Genomic DNA, 16382 nt, shown 5'->3' on the forward strand with positions numbered 1-16382 from the left:
CGTTCGGAACTGTTCCGCGTGGCTTGTACGTTGAGGGGTTCGCCTGTGTTTTGGCCATTTCCGCTGGCGGAGACTTTACCGTCCTGGGCGATTCTGATTTTGACCGTGATCGACTTCGCCATCCGAGTGCTGGCACTGGGCATCATCCCCGGAAACCGGCGGCCCACCACCGCGATGGCCTGGCTGCTGGGCATCTTCATCGTGCCGACCATCGGCCTGCTCCTGTTCCTGCTGTTCGGCAACTTCCGGCTCTCCCGCAAGCGCCGCGCGCAGCAGGACGCGGTCAATACCCGAGTGCGCGCCGGGACCTCGGAACTGGCGATGCTGGAAAGCCGCTACGCCGGACCCGAATGGGTGGCTTCCGCCGCGGAACTGAACAAGACGCTGGGCTCGCTGCCGATGGTGGACGGCAACCAAGTGGAGCTGCTGCCCGGCTACCCCGACTCCATCAAGGCGATGGCCGAGGCGGTCCGCGGCGCAAAGTCCTTCGTCAACGCCGAGTTCTACATCATGAGCTCGGACCACGTCACGGACGATCTGCTGACTGCGCTGGAAGAGGCCGCCGAGCGCGGCGTCGAGGTCCGTGTCCTGTTCGATCACCTTGGCACGCTTCGCATCAAGGGCTATAGCAAGCTGATCGCCCGGCTCAAGGCCAGCAAGATTCGCTGGCGGCCCATGCTGCCGCTCAACCCGCTGCAGGGGCAGTGGCGCCGACCGGACCTGCGCAACCACCGCAAGATCATGGTGATCGACGGCGAGATCGCCTTCACCGGATCGCAGAACCTGATCGAGCCCTCCTACAACAACCCCAAGCACCGCAAGATCGGCCGCGAATGGGTCGAGCTGATGGCCTGCCTGCGTGGACCGATCGTCACCACGCTCAACGTCGTCTTCGCCACGGACTGGCTCAGCGAGACCGACGAATCCATTGAGGAACAGCTCGCGCACCGGCCCGAACTGCACGCCGGCAACATCACCGCCCAGGTGGTGCCCAGCGGCCCCGGCTTCATCACCGAAAACAATCTGCGGCTCTTCAACACGCTGATTTACTCGGCTCAGCGCAAGATCTCGATCTGCAGCCCGTACTTCGTCCCTGATGACTCGCTGCTGTATGCGGTGACGACGGCGGCGCAGCGCGGCGTCGACGTCGAACTCTTCGTCTCGGAAAAAGGCGACCAGTTCCTGGTCCACCACGCCCAGCAGTCCTACTATGAGGCGCTGCTTGAAGCCGGGGTGCGGATCTACCTCTACAAGGCCCCCTTCGTGCTGCACGCCAAGCACTTCACGATCGACGACGACGTTGCCGTGCTGGGTTCCAGCAACATGGACATGCGCTCCTTCTCGCTGAACCTGGAGGTCTCGGTGATGCTCCTGGGGGAGGACATCGTGCGGCGGATCAGCGCCGTGGAGGACACCTACCGGGGCATTTCGCGCGAGCTTACGCTCGAGGACTGGATGAAACGTCCGATGGGCGTCAAATACGTGGACAACGTCGCGCGGCTGACGGCCACCCTGCAGTAGCCGGGGCCGGCGGGACAGCCGACTCAGCCCGTGGGAAACCCGGCGCCGAGCGTCGAGAGGACGCCGAACGCTTTGGTCCGGATTTCGTCGTACTCCTCCTGCGGGGTCGAGTCGGCGGTGACAGCGCCGCCGACGCCGAGACTCAGTTCCGCGGCACCCTCGCCGAGGGCGCTGACCACGAGGGTCCGGATTGCCACGGCGAGGTCGGCGGCCCCGTTCAGGGAGAAGTAGCCGATCGCCCCGGAGTACACGCCGCGCGGCGCGGCCTCCAGCCGGTCCAGGATGGCCATGGTGCTGACCTTCGGCGCGCCGGTCATCGAACCCGCGGGGAAGCAGGCCGCAACCGCCTCGGCCCGCGGCATCCCGGGCCGCAGCCGGGCATCGATGGTGCTCACCATCTGGTGCACGGTGGCGTAGCTCTCGATCGCGCACAGCCGGCTGACGGCCACCGAACCCGGGACGGCGAAATGGCTCAAGTCGTTGCGCAACAGGTCCACGATCATGATGTTTTCCGCCCGGTCCTTGGCCGAAAACTCCAGCTCCTGGCGCAGGGCGGCATCCGTGCCTGGATCTGTGTCCCGGCGGCGCGTGCCCTTGATCGGCTCGGCCCGCATCCTGCCGTCCGCGGCAATCTGCAGGAACCGCTCCGGCGACGTGCTCGCCACGGCGAGCCCGCCGAACCGCAGGAAGCTGGCGAACGGGGCCGGGTTCCGGCGCCGCAGGTCCAGGTAGGCCGGCCAAGGATCCAAGCCCTGAGGCCCCGCGGGCGAGGCAGCCGTGAGCACCGTGGTCAGGCAGACCTCGTAGGTGTTTCCTTCCGCGATCTCACGCTGGGCCTCGGTGACCTTCGCCTTGTAGCCGGCTTCCGAGTCCCGGGCGGCGAAGCGCGGGGCGGTGGTTTGCGGGGCGTTGACAGGCTGGGCCGGGGAGGCGTGAGCGGCCGCTTGCGCCGACGCGGCCGCGGTGACGGCCGTGCGTGCCGTCTCAAGCCAGTCCCCGGCGTCGGGTGCGTCCAGGGTCAGCAGCCAGGCAGTGCCCTCGGCATGGTCAAGGACCACGGCACGGCCGGCGAAGATCAGGCACGCGTCCGGGGTGGCGGCCGTGACGTCGTTCCCGCCGGTTTCGCGCTTGAGCTCGTAGCCGAGGTACCCGAGCCAGCCCAGGGTGAACTCGCACGGGTAGGCCTCGGGTGCGCGGAGCGCGCGGCGGCCCCACACGCCGTCGAGCCAGCGGAAGAACGGGCCATCGGTGGTCACGGTGGCCTGGCCCGTGCTGACGCGGGTCCGTCCGGAACTGTGCCGGACGGCCTGGCCGAAGCGGCCGCCGTCGTCGGCCAAAATGCTGAAGCGGCTCCGCTCCGCTGCCTCCGGGGCCAGCCCTGCCGGGTCCAGGGAGGAGTCGAGCCACACGGCGTTGGGTGAACCGCCAAAGAGCGCCGCAAACAGCTGCCCGGCCTCGGGCCGGGCCTCGATCCGTTCTGCCAGCAACTGCAGCCCGCGCCGGGCGGCGAGTTCGGGCAGCAGGGCGGGGGCGACGGCGGGAAGGTACTGAAGGGCTTGCAGGACGTCGTCCGGGGCGGTGCCGTCCGCCAGGTTGAGCACGTGCAGATCCGCGCGGGACGGGACGTCATCGGCCGCCAGCCACTCCGCTTCCTGGGCCGCCCATTGATCCCAGAAGGGCTCGTAGGTCTCGCCGTCCCGGGCCAGGGCTCTGGCCCGGCGGTCCGCGTCGGAGGAGTCCGCCCAGATCACGGCGTCCAGCAGGGGCACTGCGGCCGCCGCGGCGGCACCGACGCCCTCCACCAGGACGATTTCGGCCGGGCGTGTGGTGCGGGCCTCGCCGTCGTAGTGCCGTGCCCAGTCCCAGCTGACCCATTCCGCGTTCTCCCCGCGCCGCAAGGGCGAAAGCACGGTGGTGACGTAGCGTTCGATCCCCGCCGCCAGCCCGTTCCAGCCGGGATAGATGTCCTCGAGGTGAAAGAGTGAGACCTTGTGGTGCTCCCTCAACCGCGCCGCCAGTTCGATGGCCAGGGTGGTCTTGCCGGAGCCGGAGCGCCCGTCGATTGCGATGATGACGGGTGCGGGGCTCATGAAATAGAGCGTACCGGCTGCTGTGCCTTGGGTTGATCACTGCCGTGATGTTGCCCGTCCTGCCGCTCAAGCTCGGTGCGTACGTGCTGCACAATCCCCGGAAGGGAGGCCCGGATGAGGTTCCAGGTGGTGTCGAAGTCGGTGTGGCCGCCGTACCACGGGTCCTCGATGCCCTGCTCCAGCGGGTCCTCGTCGGCCACGGCGGGGTCGAAGCTGCGGAGCATGCGGATCTTGGCCAGCGAGACCCGGTCCGGTGCTGCCTGCCGGAGCCAGCCGTAGTGGTCGACGTCGAGGGCCAGGATCAGATCCCGGCTCGCGAACCATTCGGGCCGCCATTCGCGCGCCACGTGGCGGTCCGAAGCGATGTTCTGCGCCGTGAGTTTGCGCGCTGCCCGGGGATCGATGGGCCGGCCGGCCTCATACGCGGTGGTGCCGGCGGAATCGACCACGGCCCCCGTGAGGCGCCCGGCCCGGAATGCCTCCGCCAGCATAAGTTCCGCCATCGGGGACCGGCAGATGTTTCCGGTGCAGACCGCGATGATCCGGTACTGGCTCGACATTGAGGTCATAGCTAAGCATGAACGATCCCGGGTCTCTTGGCTAGCTGGCCGCCGCGAAGTATTACAAAAGATGTCAACTGACTTTTACTTGTTGTCATGCCCGGGCCCGGGTGCGGCCGGGCCCAGCCCAAGGTGCCGGACCAGCGCGTCGAGGACCGGCAGCTGGCCCTTGACCAGCCTGGACCGGGCTGCGGGCTCGGTGGTCCATTCCGCGCGGTCGATCTCGGGGAAGCTGGCGATCGTGCCGGATCCCCTCGGCCACTCCAGCTCGAAGGTGTTGCTCACGATGCGTTCGGGCTGGAAGTCCGTTTCCGCCGTGAAGACCGTGATGATCTTGCCGGAGGGCTGGCGGAAGTCGCCGAGCCGGTGGTAGTCGGCGGCGGGTGCCGGTGTGCCGATTTCCTCCGCGAACTCGCGGTGCGCGGCCGCCAGGGGGTCCTCGTCGGCGAGGTATTCCCCCTTGGGGATGGACCAGCCGCGGGCGTCCTTGCGGGCCCAGAACGGTCCGCCCATGTGGGCTATCCAGAGCTCAAGCTGCGGTGTGCTGCCGGATGGCGGCGCCCCGCCGGGCGGGGATGCACCCCTTAGTCGGTACAGCAGAAGGCCGGCGCTGCGAACGGTCATGGCTCCCTCCTGCCCCAAGGGTATTCCCCCAGTGCTTGAGCGGCCGCGATCAGGCCGCCGGCCCCCACAGCGCCTTGCGGAGCAACCCCTTGAGGGTTGCGATCTCCGGGGCGCTGAGGCCGGCCAGGGCGGCGGATTCCGCGTCCCGCGCCGCGGCCTCGGCCCGCCGGAAGAGGGCTTCCCCCTCCGGGGTCGAGGAAACAATCTTGGCGCGCCGGTCCAGCTTCCCGGGCGCCCGGATCACCAGCCCGCGCTTCTCCAGCTCGTCGATCAGGGCGACAATCTGGCTCGGGTCCAGGCTGAGGAACTCGGCCATCTCCCGCTGGGTTGGTTCCAGCCCGCTGTTGGCCAGGGCCAGCACCGAATAGGAGCGCTCCTTGAGATCGAACGCGGCCAGGGCGCGGTTGTTCAGGACCGACCCGCCGGCATGCAGCTTGGCCAGCAGGAAACCCGCGTCCACGCTGATGGTTGCCGCCGTGAGCTTCTCCGCAGGCTCGGTGCCCGGCTCGTCGTCAACTTCGGTCGCCATGCCCAACTCCAATAGTCCAAAAAATAAATCGTTGACTTTTTCAACTATCCATATTTTCATGGATACAGAACAGCATCCCATGCCGCGGGGCCGGATGCACAAGGCAGCTAGCAAAGGAGCGGCAATGAGCCTGTCAGGAAAAGTAGCAATCGTCACCGGAAGCGGACGGGGCCTCGGCCTGGCCTACGCCCGGGAACTGGCCCGCCAGGGCGCCGCCGTCGTCGTCAACGATGTGGACGCCGAGGTCGCCGCCGACGCTGTCCGGACGATTCAGTCCGACGGCGGCCGCGCAGCCGCCGTCGTCGCCCCGGTGGGCAGCTCCGACGTCGCCAAGAAGCTCGTGCAGGCGGCCGTCACGGAGTTCGGCCGGCTGGACATCCTGGTCACCAACGCCGGCATCCTGCGGGACAAGAGCCTGCTGAAGATGACGGACGAGGACTTCGACGCCGTGATCAACGTCCACCTGCGCGGCACCTTCACCTGCGCCCGGGAGGCCTTCGGCTACTTCAAGGAGCACGGCATTCCCGGCCGCATCATCACCATCGGCTCCCCGACGGGCCAGCGCGGCAACTTCGGCCAGACCAACTACGCCGCCGCGAAGGCCGGAATCGTGGGCATGGTGCGCACCTGGGCGCTGGAAATGAAGAAAGCCGGCGTCACCGCCAACGCCGTCATTCCCGTGGCCGCCACCGCCATGACCAAGACCGTCCCGTACTTCCAGAAGGCCGTCGAGGCCGACGAGCGCGGCGAGGCGATGCCGGCCTTCTTCCGCCACGACCTCGGGTTTGGCACGGCCGGCGACGTCGCCGGGCTGGTGGCCTTCCTGGCCTCCGACGCTGCCGCCGGCGTCACCGGCCAGGCAATCGGAGCGGGCGGTGACCGGCTGCAACTCTGGACCCACCCCGACGCCGCCGCCACCGAATACCGCGAGGGCGGCTGGGGCTACCAGGATCTCGTGGACAACTTCGGCGCGCTCTTCGAGGACAAGCTGCAAAGCGTCGGCGAGGACTTCCTGCCCCTGCCGGCGGAACTGCAGCCCGAACCGGCGGAGGTCCGCTGACATGGCTGCCCAGCGCTACGAACCCGGCATCGATGCCGCCTCACTCGATGCGATCGACATGCACGTCCACCTCGAAGTGGACGGCCACGGCCACGAGTCCCTTCCGGCGGCCCTGACCGAGGCCTCCGCCAAGTACTTCAAGGCCGAGGACCGCAGCCCTTCGCTGGACCGGATCGCCGAGGTCTACCGTGAACTGAACGTGGCCGCCGTCGTATTCACCGTCGACGCCCGGACCCAGCTCAAGCACGAGCCCAACAGCATCCCGGACCTCATTGCCGGGGCGGCGCGGAACAACGACGTCCTGATCCCCTTCGGGAGCGTGGACCCCCGCACCGGCGCCGAGGCGATCCAGGGCGCCAAGCACCAGGCAATCGACCTCGGCGCGCGCGGGTTCAAGTTCCACCCGAGCCTGCAGGGTTTCGACCCCTCCAACGAGCAGTTCTACCCGCTCTGGGAAACCCTGCAGGAACTGCGCCTGCCGGCCATCTTCCACACGGGACAGAACGGCATGGGGGCCGGGCTCCCGGGCGGGTACGGCATCAAACTGGCCTACTCCAACCCGCTCCTGCTCGACGCCGTGGCCGCGGACTTCCCGGACCTGCAAATCATCATGGCCCACCCCTCGGTGCCGTGGCAGGACGAGGCCAACTCGATCGCCACACACAAGGCCAACGTGTTCATCGACCTCTCCGGCTGGTCCCCGAAGTACTTCCCGGAGTCCCTGGTCCGGATGGCCAACTCGGTCCTGCAGGACAAGGTCCTGTTCGGCACCGACTTCCCGCTCATCACCCCGCAGAAATGGCTGGGCGCCTTCGCGGACCTGCCGCTGAAGGACGAGGTCCGGCCCAAGATCCTCAAGCACAACGCCGTCCGCCTGCTCGGGCTCGGTGGCTGAGGTGTCCGTGGAAACCGCGCCCCAGACAACAGCCCAGGAGCGCCTCTACGGCGTCTGCGACTACTACGACGCCGAATCCCTCCTCACCGACGCGGAGCGGAAAGTGCTGGGGCGGCTGCGGGAGTTCCTGGACACCCAGGCCCGGCCGCTCCTGGCCGACTACTGGGAGCGCGGCGAGTTCCCGGACCAGCTCGTGCGGCCGCTGATCGATCTGGACCTCATGGAACCGGCGGAACTGACCGGCGCCCCGGGTGCGGGTCAGACGCCGGCCCGGGGCATCTACCAGGGCTTCCGGATCTTCGAACTCGCCCGCACGGACGCCTCGCTGGCCACCTGGTACACGGCCCAGGCCGGGCTGTTCCGGACCGCCATCCGGGTCGGGGCCTCCGCGGAACAGCAGGCCGAATGGATGCCCAGGGTCATCGACTTCTCGCTCAAGGGCGTCTTCTCGCTGACCGAGCCGGAATCCGGCTCCGACATCGCCGGCGGACTCGCGACGACGGCCCGCAGGGAAAAGGGGCGTGAGGCCGGCCCGGACGGCGACACCTGGGTCCTGGACGGCGCCAAGCGCTGGATCGGCGGCGCGGCAACGGCCGACGTCCTTGCCGTCTTCGCCCGCGACGTCGCCGACGGCCAGGTCAAGGCTTTCCTCGTGGACCGCGAGGCGCCCGGCGTGACCCTGGAGAAGATCCACGGCAAGACCGCGCTGCGGATGATGCAGAACGCCCACATCACCCTCAACGGCGTCCGCGTCCCCGAGGCCAGGCGGCTCCACAACGTGAACTCGTTCCGGGACGTGGCGGCGATGCTGCGGGCCATGCGCTCGGACGTCGCGTGGATCGCCGCCGGCATCGCGGCAGGAGCTCTCGAAGCCGCGCTGCGCTACGTCTCCGGGCGCCGGCAGTTCGGCCGCCCGCTCGCGTCCTTCCAGCTCGTCCAGGAAAAGCTCGCCCGGATGCTCGGCAACGTCACCTCGGCGCTGTCCCTGGTGGTCCGGCTGACCGAACAGCAGGAGAAGGGCATCTACCGGGACCAGGACTCGGCCCTGGCCAAGATGCAGACCTCTCTGCTGATGCGCGAGACCGTGGCGCTGGCCCGCGAAGTGGTGGGCGGCAACGGCATCACGCTCGCGGCCGACGTCGCACGGTTCCATGCCGATGCCGAGGCCGTCTACTCCTATGAGGGGACCCACGAGATCAATGCCCTGATCGTCGGCCGGGCCCTCACCGGCCACAGCGCCTTCACCCACTGACGCTCTTTACCCGCTGACGGCGTTCCGCCGTCGTCGTACAACCAAACCCAACCGCTCCAGGAGCCAAAGATGCCCAACCTCGTCGTCGACTTCGACAAACTCCTCACCCTCGCCGGCACCGACCTCGGCGCCACCGACTACCGCGAAATCACCCAGGAACAGATCAACAAGTTCGCCGACGCCACGGGCGACGACCAGTGGATCCACGTGGACCCGGAACGCGCCAAGGACGGCCCGTTCGGCGCCCCGATCGCCCACGGCTTCCTCACCCTCTCGCTCATCATCCCGTTCTGGGGCGAGCTGTTCGACGTCGACGGCGTCACCACCAAGGTCAACTACGGCCTCGATAAGGTCCGCTTCACCTCCCCCGTCAAGGTGGGTTCGCGCATCCGCATGCGGGCCACCATCGCGGAAGTCACCGAGGTCAAGGGCGGCGCCCAGATCAAGGTGGCCAACACGATCGAGATCGAAGGCCAGGAACGCCCGGCCGTCGTGGCCGAGTTCCTCGCCCGCTTCTACAAGTAAACCGCCACACCCCTTCACCATCCCCCCTCTGCCATAAGGAACAACGATGTCCCAAATTTCGCAGTTGCAGGCCATGGACGCGGGTACGCGTCGCCGTGAAGCACGGACCGTCATTGCGTCCAGCTATCTCGGCAGCACCATCGAGTACTACGACTTCCTGCTCTATGCCACGGCCGCCGCGGTGGTCTTTCCCAAGGTGTTCTTCTCCGGCGCGGACGAATGGGTGGGGGTGGTGGCCGCGTACGGGACGTTCGCCGCCGGCTACGTGGCACGGCCCCTCGGCGGCATCATCTTCGGCCACTTCGGCGACCGGCTGGGACGCAAGAACATGCTGATTGTCTCGATGCTGGTCATGGGCATCGCCTCCACCCTGATCGGACTGGTGCCCGGCGCCGCGGTGGCCGGAGCCTGGGGTGCCGTGATGCTCGTGATCCTCCGGGTCTGCCAGGGCATTGCCGTCGGAGGGGAGTGGGGCGGCGCCGCCCTCATGGCGCTGGAGCATTCGGAATCGGGCAAGCGCGGCTTCGCGGCTTCGTTCGTCAACGCCGGCGCCCCCACCGGCGCGGTGCTGGGCACCCTGGTGATGGGCGCGTTCGCGGCCCTGCCCAACGAGCAGTTCCTGGCCTGGGGCTGGCGCGTGCCGTTCCTGCTGTCCTTCGTCCTGCTGGGCATCGGCATGTTCGTCCGGCTCAAGGTCTCCGAAAGCCCCATCTTCAAGGCGGCACTGGAACAAGAGAAAGCCGAGCGGGAACAGGCCGAACGGGACAACACCCAGCGGACGGTGCCGGGCAGCGCGCCGGTGCGCCGCGAGATTCCCCTCCTGCAGGTCCTGCGCCGGCCCAAGACCCTGATCTTCACCATGCTGGCCGGCGCGGCCGGGTTTGCGCTCCAGGTGGTGCTGGCCACGTTCTCCGTGACCTACGCCGTGTCCAAGGGTGCGGACCGGCAGGGCATTCTCTACGCCTTCGCGGCCGCCTCCTTCGTGTCCATCGCCTTCGTGATCATGGGCGGCCGGCTCTCCGACAAGCTGGGACGGCGGCCCGTCATGATCGGCGGCCTGGTGCTCTTCATCCTGTACCTCACGCCGATGTTCCAGCTCCTGTCCTCCAACAACATCGGGCTGATCTTCGTGGCCTTCGCCGTGGGCCTCATGATCCATTCCACCCTGTTCGGCCCGCTCGCGGCGTTCGTGTCCGAGCAGTTCGGAACCACATCGCGCTACACCGGCGCCTCGCTGGGCTACCAGCTCGCCACGCTCCTCGGCGCGGGATTCACGCCGGGCATCGTGGCGCAGATCTTCAAGGATTCCGGACAGGACACCGCCGCCGTGGTCTGGTACCTGGCCATCATGTCCGTCGTGTCGATCGTCTTCATCCTGCTGACGCGAGAGCCCAAGAACAACGATCTGCAGACTGTCCGGTCCTAACCAGGCCCGCTGGCGCTACCGTCTAACTAGAAAGGATTTTCCGTGGAGAATTTTGGCATCGGCTCGTGGCTGCAACGGCGCCGCCCGAAGTCGGGCACCAAGACCGCAATCATCGCCGGGGAACGCAGTCTCAGCTACAGCGAGCTCGCGGGACGCTCCACCCGGCTCGCCAACGCCCTCCGGGACCGCGGCGTAATCAAAGGCGACAGAGTGGCCTACCTGGGCGAAAACGATCCCTCCTTCCTGGAGACCCTCTTCGCCGCCGGCCTGGCAGGTGCCGTCTTCGTCCCGCTGAACACCCGGCTCGCGCCGCCCGAGATCCAGTTCCAGCTCCGGGACAGCGGCGCTGTCGTGCTGGTCCACTCGGAGGCGCTCGCGGTGCTCGCGGAACGCGGCTCGGCGGAGACGGCCGTGGGTTCGCGGATCGTCGTCGACGAGTCGACAGCGCCAGCCGAAACGGTGCCCGATTCAACGCTGCCCGATTCAACGCTGCCCGATCCAACGCTGTCCGACGGCGGGGCCGACGGCGGCGCTGGCCGGGGAACCGCCGTGGAGGCGTATGAGGCCGTCATTGCGTCCGGTGCGGCGCTGGCGCCGGACGAGCCCGTGGGCCTGGACGACGCCGCCATGATCCTCTACACCTCCGGAACCACCGGAAACCCCAAAGGCGCGCTCCTGACCCACGGCAACATCACGTGGAACTGCGTCAACGTGCTGGTCGATTTCGACTTTGCCTCCACCGACGTGGCTCTCATGATCTCCCCGATGTTCCACGTCGCCTCCCTGGACATGGGCGTCCTGCCCACGCTCCTCAAAGGCGGCACCGTGATATTGGAGGCCAAGTTCGATCCCCGCCGGACACTCGAGCTGATCCAGCAGCACCGCGCAACGACCATCAGCGGGGTGCCCACGACCTACCAGATGCTGTGCGAGCACCCGGACTGGGACGCCACGGACCTCAGTTCGCTGAACAAACTGACCTGCGGCGGATCCGCGGTGCCGATGCGGGTCCTGGAAGCCTACGAGCGGAGGGGGCTGCGCTTCTCCAACGGCTACGGCATGACCGAGACGGCACCGGGCGCCACTACGCTGCCGGCGGCGAGGTCCCGGGACAAGGCCGGGTCCTCCGGACTGCCGCATTTCTTCACCGATGTCCGGGTGGCCGATCCCCTCGACCCGGCGTCCGGGCCCGCTGCGCCCGGAATGGTGGGGGAGATCCAGATCAAGGGTCCCAACGTCATCCACCAGTACTGGAACCGGCCCGAGGCCTCGTCGGACTCCTACACAGGGGACGGCTGGTTCAAGTCCGGCGACATGGGCTACAAGGACCCGGACGGTTTCGTGTTCATCTCCGACCGGCTCAAGGACATGATCATCTCCGGCGGGGAGAACATCTATCCCGCCGAGGTGGAGCAGGCGATCGCCGAGCTCGACGCCGTCGGAAGCGTCGCGGTGATCGGGGTGCCGGACGAGAAATGGGGCGAGGTGCCGCGGGCCGTGGTGCTGTTGCGGGAGGGCGCCCGGCTCACGGAAGAACAGCTGCGCTCCCACCTGGAGGGCCGGCTGGCGAGGTACAAGATCCCCAAATCAGTCGTCTTCGTGGACGAGATGCCCCGGACAGCGAGCGGCAAGATCCGGAAAGCGGACCTCCGGAAGCTGGCGCCCGGCCACGTCTGACAGGGGAGCGGTCCCGGACGGTGAGCCGGCCGCCGGTGCCGGGACGCCGGCGGCCGCGGTGCCTAGTGGATTGCGGCCAGCAGGACGCCGACGCCGACGAAGAGCCCGCCGAACGTCCGGTTCAGGACCTTTTGTCCGCGGGCGTCGCGGGTGAAGCGCTGAAAGGACCGGGCCGCAGCCGCGAAGAAGAACCACATGACCGCCACGTCGATCACGATCACGGTAGCGGCCAGGACCAAGTACTGCGGCAGCAGCGGCTGCTCCGGCCGGATGAACTGCGGCATGAAGGCCAGGAAGAAGACCACGGCTTTGGGGTTGAGCAGATTGACCCAGAGGCCACGGCGGAACATGGACAGGCCCGGCTCGTTGCGCAGGGCCGCGGCCTTCTCCTGGTCCAGGTCCGGCTTGTGCAGGAACTGCCGGATGCCCAGGTAGACCAGGTAGGCGGCGCCGGCGTAGCGGATCACGTTGAAGGCAACCGGTGAGCTCGCCACGAGCACCCCGACGCCGAGGGCCACGATCAGGATGTGCACAACGAGGGCGGCCTGCTGGCCCAGGATGCCCCAAAGGGACCGGCGGAATCCCGAGTTCAGGGAGTTGCTCATGGTGTTGATGGCGCCCGCGCCGGGAGTGAAGCTGATCAGGACGCCGGCGCCGGCCAGGGCCAGCCAAAGGGAGGGTTGCACCAGGTAAGTTTACGGTCCCGGCCGTGGCGGGTCCGATTGATGACGGGAGTCAGTCGCGGCGGAGGCCGTAGCTGAGAATCATGTTGCCTTTGCTGGTCTGCTGGGACGACTGCAGCTCCAGCCGGGTGAGGGCATCGCCGTCGTTGAACAGCCGCCGCCCGCTGCCCGCGATCACCGGATGGACGATCAGCATCAAGGTGTCGAGCAGCCCGGCGAACAGCAACTGGTGGACCAGCGAAATGCTGCTGAAGATCCCGATTTCGCCGCCGTCACTGTTCTTCAGAGCCGCGACGAAGTCTTCCAGCGGGCCCTCGACCAGGCGTGAATTTTGCCATTCCAGCTCGCCGGTCAGGGTGCGGGACGCGACAAATTTCGGCAGCGGATTGATGAATCCGGCAAAGTCCGCGTCGCTTTCGGCGTTGGGCCAGTATTCTGCCCATTGCTGGTAGCCCACGCGGCCGAGGAGCGCGGTGTCGATCCGGCCCATCATCTCGGCCATCCCGGCGCCGAGCTCTTCGTCGAAGCTGTCGAATTGCCACTTGAACGGGTCTTCAACCACGCCGTCCACAGAGCAGAAAAGGCCGGCCGTCAATTTGCGCATGGGTTTCTCCTTGCCGTGGGTCTCCAGTGCAGATATCTAATGCACCCTATCCGCAGACCCGGAAGCAGGGAATGGCTGCAGACAACTCGACGGCGAACGCCCCGGAGGCCGGCCGTGCCGCCAGCATCGCGGGCCTTGGGCGTGCAAGGAGCGCGCCCAAGACCCGCTAAGGGTTAGCCGTTGGACGTGTAGCCATCCGTGGCGGTGTCCCCGGGGCCGCCATGGCCGCCGCCGGGGCCGCCCTGGCCTTCCTGGGTTGCGGTCACCGTGAAGTTCGCATCCAGCAGGACGGTGGCGCGCGTGCCGTCCGCCTTCGTGATGTGGGCTTCGTAGGTGGCGCCGTCGGCGTCGGTCTCCATCCGCTCGATCGCCGCATCCGGCTGGGCGGCCTTTACCGCCGCCTCGACCTTCGTGGCGGTGTCGCCGGTGAGAACCTCCTCCGTCTTTCCGTTGGCCTGGTGCGGGCCGCGCTGGCCCCCGGTGCCATAGCCGTCGGTGGCTTGGGTCGAGGACGAGCTGCCGGTGGAATCGGCAGCCATCGCGGGGATGGCCGATGCGCCGATGGCGCCGCCGCCGATCACCGCAGCGAGCATAATGCCCGCGGTGGTCTTATTGATCTTTGCCATGCTGAAACTCCTTTGCTGGGGCCCGGGCTTCCGGGCCGGCCGAGGATTCGGCCTGTACCCAGCCTCAGGCGCGGAGTTATGGCTGCACTTTCGGCGGCCTGTGCCGGTGCTGTGACCACGGCCGCCGCTCACGCCCGGGCGATGACCTCGCCGTTGGGAATCAGGAACCAGCCGTCATCGGTGGAGCCCCACCGGTGCCAGCCCGCGGAAATCCGGGCCAGGTCCGCCTCGCTGGCCAGGCCGTACTCGAGCGCTTGGTCGGCAAAGGACGAATGCAGCACCCGCTCGCCCCACACCCGGGCCTGCCAGCGCCGCTCATGCCCAGTGGCGTAGAGCCAGTTGCTGCTGGACGGCGCCACATCCGTGAAGCCGGCGGCCTGCGCCCAGGACACGAGCCGGCGGCCGGCGTCGGGCTCGGCGCCATTGCGGCGGGCGATCCGCTGGTAGAGCTCCATCCAGTCGTCGAGTTCGGGGATGGCCGGGTACCAGCTCATGCCGTGGAAGTCGGCGTCGCGCACCGCCACTATCCCGCCTGCCTTGGCCGCCCGCCGCATCTCCCGCAGCGCCGCGACGGGGTCCGTGAGGTGCTGGAGGACCTGATGGGCGTGGACGACGTCGAAGGATTCGTCCGGGAAATCGAGGTCGTAGATGTTGCCGGCGGCAAAGCCGACATTGTCCACGCCGCGCTCGACGGCGAGGGCCGCGGCCTGGGCGATGATGTCGGGGGAGCGGTCCAAGCCTGTGACCCTGCCCGGCGCCACCAGCTCCGCGAAGTCGCAGGTGATGCTGCCAGGCCCACAGCCGACGTCGAGGACGGAGGTCCCGGGCATCAGATGCGGGAGCACGAACGCTGCCGAGTTTTCCGCCGTGCGGGAGGCATGGGCACGGACCACCGACTCGTGGTGGCCGTGCGTGTACACATCGTCAGGCTGCTGCGCACTCATAATGGAACGCTACCCTCCCTCGCCCGGAAAAGGGTGGACCCCCAACTGCCCGCCATTCCCGACAAGTGCCGGGGTAGCGCAGCGATGAGGCAGGCCCCGCCCAGACGGTGGGATTGGATCTGGGCGGCCAAGGCAGGGCATGCACGTGGGGCCAGCCGCCCAGGCGGCGCAAACGCTGCACCACAGATTTCCATTCCGAGGGAAGGCTTACGAGCTGCAAATCGGGCTGGCTCCTACGCCTTGATCTGGACCCGCAGGTATCAGTGGGGCTGACCGTCAATTTAGGCGGCCGGATCCGTCTACCGCCGTCAAACGACCGCGGCCGTGGCGGTGGAGGTCTTCGCGGTGGTGGTGTAGCCGGTCTTGGTTCCGGTGACGGTGACGGTGAGGGTCTTGCCCGCTTGGGCTGCGGCGGGTTTGTATGTTGTGGCGGTCGCGCCGGTGATGGCGACGCCGTTGGCTTTCCACTGATACGTCAGGGTCACCGGTGATGGTCCCCAGGTTCCCGGCGTCGCGGTAAGGGTCGAGCCGACCTTAGCCGTGCCCGTGATGGTCGGTACAGGCGCTACGAGGGAGCCTTTCGCGACCACTGCCGTGGCGGTGGAGGTCTTCGCGGCGGTGGTATAGCCGGTCTTGGTTCCGGTGACGGTGACGGTGAGGGTTTTGCCGGCGTCGGCTGCAATTGGCTTGTATGTTGTGGCGGTCGCGCCGACGATGGCGACCCCGTTGGCTTTCCACTGATACGTCAGGGTCACCGGTGACGGTCCCCAAGTCCCCGGCGTCGCGGTCAGGGTCGAGCCGACCTTAGCCGTGCCCGTGATGGTCGGTACCGGCGCTGTCAGGGAGCCTGCGGCGACGGCGGCAGTTGCCTTGGAGACCTTGGCAGTGCTGGGGTACCCGGCCTTGCCTCCGGTTACCTTCAGGGTGATGGTCTTGCGGTAGTCGGCGGCAAGCAGCGTGTAGGTGTTCTTCGTGGCACCGGTGATGGCGGTTCCGGAGCGGAACCACTGGAAGCCCAGTACGTCCGGCGTCGGTGACCAGGTCCCAGTCACCGCTGTCAGGGTCCGGCCCACCTGGGGAGTCCCGGAGATGCCTGGTACAGGAGTTGAGGACCAAATCCAGCCCATGTTGAGGGTGTAGGTCTTGCCCCAGCTTGCCCAGCCGCCGCTGTAGCCATAGATCTTGATGTAGGCGCGGCCAGCAGAGAGGCTGATTTGTTGGCTGGCGAGCCAGGTACCGTCAGCGGCGGAGCCGTCGAGGTCGAAGTTGTAGAGGTTGGTGCCGTTGGCGTTGTAAATGCTGACGGTGTAGGTGGGTCCGGTTCCGAGCCCGGCGGGGAACTTGAAGTTCAGGCCGACCCGGCCTG

At 67.7% G+C, this 16382-nt stretch carries 15 protein-coding genes and 1 pseudogene; 7 read left to right on the plus strand and 9 right to left on the minus strand.

Translation table 11 applies throughout. The features are described from left to right. Positions 1 to 45 precede the first annotated feature (45 nt). Positions 46 to 1521 (plus strand): cardiolipin synthase, encoded by a 1476-nt coding sequence (gene cls, locus AC1DFR_RS15725; protein ID WP_476873836.1) that lies wholly within the window; start codon positions 46 to 48, stop codon positions 1519 to 1521. Positions 1522 to 1544: 23 nt separating this feature from the next. On the opposite strand, the gene pabB is transcribed toward cls, so the two are convergent. The 4 genes from pabB to AC1DFR_RS15745 all read right to left on the minus strand — a co-directional run bounded on the left by pabB (position 1545) and on the right by AC1DFR_RS15745 (position 5324). Further along, positions 1545 to 3611 carry an aminodeoxychorismate synthase component I gene (pabB, locus tag AC1DFR_RS15730; RefSeq protein ID WP_476873837.1) on the minus strand — a complete coding sequence of 689 codons (2067 nt, stop codon included), beginning with the start codon at positions 3609 to 3611 and terminating at the stop codon, positions 1545 to 1547. Beyond that, complete coding sequence (locus AC1DFR_RS15735; protein ID WP_476873838.1) at positions 3608 to 4180, minus strand: low molecular weight protein-tyrosine-phosphatase; 573 nt, start codon at positions 4178 to 4180, stop codon at positions 3608 to 3610. Before AC1DFR_RS15735 ends, pabB begins: the two co-directional genes overlap by 4 nt. 75 nt (positions 4181 to 4255) lie before the next feature. Next, the gene (locus tag AC1DFR_RS15740; protein ID WP_476873839.1) at positions 4256 to 4795 is read right to left on the minus strand and encodes an NUDIX hydrolase; all 540 of its coding nucleotides are present in this window, start codon (positions 4793 to 4795) and stop codon (positions 4256 to 4258) included. Positions 4796 to 4844: 49 nt separating this feature from the next. Continuing rightward, positions 4845 to 5324 (minus strand): MarR family winged helix-turn-helix transcriptional regulator, encoded by a 480-nt coding sequence (locus AC1DFR_RS15745; protein WP_476873840.1) that lies wholly within the window; start codon positions 5322 to 5324, stop codon positions 4845 to 4847. 124 nt (positions 5325 to 5448) lie between these two features. On the opposite strand from AC1DFR_RS15745, the gene AC1DFR_RS15750 reads away from it, so the two are divergent. The 6 genes from AC1DFR_RS15750 (at position 5449) to AC1DFR_RS15775 (ending at position 12159) form a co-directional block, all read left to right on the plus strand. Continuing rightward, a complete protein-coding gene (locus AC1DFR_RS15750; RefSeq protein ID WP_476873841.1) occupies positions 5449 to 6384 on the plus strand; it encodes an SDR family NAD(P)-dependent oxidoreductase in 936 nt (311 codons plus the stop codon). 1 nt (position 6385) lies between these two features. Continuing rightward, entirely contained in the window at positions 6386 to 7279 is an 894-nt protein-coding gene (locus AC1DFR_RS15755) for an amidohydrolase family protein (protein ID WP_476873842.1), read from the plus strand. 7 nt (positions 7280 to 7286) lie between these two features. Then, positions 7287 to 8531, plus strand: coding sequence for an acyl-CoA dehydrogenase family protein (locus AC1DFR_RS15760; RefSeq protein ID WP_476873843.1), 1245 nt, complete (start codon positions 7287 to 7289; stop codon positions 8529 to 8531). 69 nt (positions 8532 to 8600) lie between these two features. Beyond that, on the plus strand, positions 8601 to 9056 hold the full coding sequence (locus AC1DFR_RS15765; protein WP_090952699.1) for a MaoC family dehydratase: 456 nt from the start codon (positions 8601 to 8603) through the stop codon (positions 9054 to 9056). 46 nt (positions 9057 to 9102) lie between these two features. Beyond that, entirely contained in the window at positions 9103 to 10482 is a 1380-nt protein-coding gene (locus tag AC1DFR_RS15770) for an MFS transporter (RefSeq protein WP_476873844.1), read from the plus strand. A gap of 42 nt (positions 10483 to 10524) precedes the next feature. Further along, complete coding sequence (locus AC1DFR_RS15775; RefSeq protein ID WP_476873845.1) at positions 10525 to 12159, plus strand: acyl-CoA synthetase; 1635 nt, start codon at positions 10525 to 10527, stop codon at positions 12157 to 12159. Between the two features lie 62 nt (positions 12160 to 12221). Here AC1DFR_RS15775 and AC1DFR_RS15780 read toward each other — a convergent pair whose 3' ends face one another. The 5 genes and pseudogenes from AC1DFR_RS15780 to AC1DFR_RS15800 form a co-directional block, all read right to left on the minus strand. Further along, positions 12222 to 12845: a LysE family transporter gene (locus AC1DFR_RS15780; protein ID WP_476850752.1), complete on the minus strand. Its 624-nt coding sequence runs from the start codon at positions 12843 to 12845 to the stop codon at positions 12222 to 12224. Between the two features lie 49 nt (positions 12846 to 12894). Beyond that, entirely contained in the window at positions 12895 to 13446 is a 552-nt protein-coding gene (locus tag AC1DFR_RS15785) for a dihydrofolate reductase family protein (RefSeq protein ID WP_476873846.1), read from the minus strand. Between the two features lie 173 nt (positions 13447 to 13619). After that, positions 13620 to 14072, minus strand: a complete 453-nt coding sequence (locus AC1DFR_RS15790) for a hypothetical protein (protein WP_223915252.1) — start codon at positions 14070 to 14072, stop codon at positions 13620 to 13622. Positions 14073 to 14200: 128 nt separating this feature from the next. Further along, positions 14201 to 15016 (minus strand): methyltransferase domain-containing protein, encoded by an 816-nt coding sequence (locus tag AC1DFR_RS15795; protein WP_243180592.1) that lies wholly within the window; start codon positions 15014 to 15016, stop codon positions 14201 to 14203. Between the two features lie 308 nt (positions 15017 to 15324). Next, positions 15325 to 16382: pseudogene (locus AC1DFR_RS15800) on the minus strand (hypothetical protein); the annotation flags it as partial.

Source organism: Arthrobacter sp. 05T410 (genome assembly GCF_056396505.1).